General features: G+C 75.1%; 1 protein-coding gene. It reads left to right on the top strand.

Annotation, left to right across the window (positions count from 1 at the left end; all coding sequences use genetic code 11):
* Positions 1 to 132: 132 nt before the first annotated feature.
* A partial coding sequence (locus AOK18_RS28045; RefSeq protein ID WP_055573856.1) for a potassium channel family protein occupies positions 133 to 1,904 on the top strand: 1,772 nt, incomplete at its 3' end.

The raw sequence follows: 1,904 nt of genomic DNA, 5'->3' as shown, positions 1-1,904 counted from the left end.
CCGGGCCGGCCGGCCCGGTCCGGTCCGCACCGGTCGCCGCCTGCTCCTGGAACCCTCTGCGTGTATACGGCAGTCTTTCCTCTCGTGGTGAGCCTTCCGAATCAGACCCCGCCGGTCGTTCCGCCCGCGCACATGGTGGTGTGCGGTGACGACGGACTCGCGCACCGCCTCGCCGCCGAACTCCGGGGCGTGTACGGCGAACAGGTCACCCTCGTCGTCCCGCCCTCCGGGCTCCGGGTGCGGGAGCCCGTGGTGGGGCGGGCCCGTGCCGCGTCGGCCGCGCTGCTCGACCGGTTCGTGAACGCCACCGTCAACCGCGGCGGCGGCAACGGCACCGGGACCCAGGGCGGTTCGGACGACGTGTCCGACGAACGGAGGGTGGAGGCCGCCGAGCCCACCGACGCCGTCCTCGCCGAGGTGGGCGTGGCGCGGGCCGCCGCGCTGGCCCTGGTGTACGACGACGACGAGACCAACATCCGCGCCGCCCTCAACGCCCGCCGCATCAACCCCAGGATCCGCCTCGTCCTGCGCCTCTACAACCGGCGCCTGGGCCGGCACATCGAGGAACTGCTCGACCAGGCGGCCGAGTTGTCCGCCGGTGATACCCAGGGGCGGGGACACCACCGGGGCGACGCCTCGACCACCGTGCTGTCCGACGCCGACACGGCCGCCCCCGCCCTGGTCGCCACCGCGCTCGTCGGCACCAGCAAGATCGTCGACACCGACGGGCTGCTGCTGCGCGCGGTGGAACGGCGGCCCCCGCGCCCCGGCGAGGTCGCCGATCCCGGGCTGTGCACGCTGGCGTTGCTGTCCGCGACGAGCAACGACCCGGCGGGCTCGGAGGGTTCGGAGGACAGCGGCGACCAGGGGCCGCAGATGCTGCCCGACGCGGCGGCCGTCGCGGCGGCGACCGGCCGCGGCACCATGGTGCTGGAGCAGGTGTCCTACTCGGGACCCCCGCTGCCCGCCGTCCGGGCCCAAGTGCCGCCGTTCGCCTCGCTGTTCTCGCAGCGGCTGCGGTGGTCGCTGGCCGGTCTCGCGGCGGCGGTGGTGGTACTGGCGGTCGTCCTGAGCCTGGCCACGGGCGACCATCCGCTGCACGCCACCTACGTCACCCTGCTCGACCTCTTCGCGATCAACGAACCCGCGCACAACGACTCCATGGGCCGGCAGATCCTGCAACTGCTGTCCGCTCTGGTCGGGTTGCTGCTGCTGCCGGTGATGCTGGCGGCGGTCCTCGAGGCGCTGGGCACTTTCCGCACCGTGTCGGCGCTGCGGAAGCCGCCGCGCGGGCTGAGCCGGCACGTGGTGCTGCTCGGGCTCGGCAAGATCGGCACGCGGGTGCTGACCCGGCTGCGCGAACTGCACATCCCCGTGGTGTGCGTCGAGGCCGACCCGGAGGCGCGGGGCATGGCCACGGCACGGCGGCTGGGCGTGCCCGTGGTGCTCGGGGACGTCACGCAGGAGGGCGTGCTGGAGGCCGCGAAGATCCACCGGGCCGACGCGCTGCTCGCGCTCACCAGCGCCGACACCACCAACCTGGAGGCGGTGCTGTACGCGCGGGCCCTGCGCGCCGACCTGCGGGTCGTCCTGCGGCTGTACGACGACGAGTTCGCGACGGCCGTGTACCGCACCCTGCGGGCCGCGCACCCCGCCGCGGTGACCCGCAGCCGCAGCGTCTCCCACCTGGCCGCGCCCGCCTTCGCCGGGGCCATGATGGGCCGGCAGATCCTGGGGGCCATCCCGGTCGAACGGCGGGTGCTGCTGTTCGCGGCGCTGACCGTGGGGGAGCATCCGCAGCTGGCGGGGAGGACGGTCGGCGAGGCGTTCCGGGCGGGGGCGTGGCGGGTGCTGGCCCTGGACACGGCGGCGAGCCGGGCGGCGGTCCCGGGCGCGCCCGGGAC

The sequence above is a fragment of the Streptomyces prasinopilosus genome, assembly GCF_001419695.1.
In the GTDB taxonomy this organism is placed as follows: Bacteria; Actinomycetota; Actinomycetes; order Streptomycetales; family Streptomycetaceae; genus Streptomyces; species Streptomyces prasinopilosus.
Note: the sequence above shows the minus strand (reverse complement) of the source record. Positions and strands in the feature narration are given on the sequence as shown.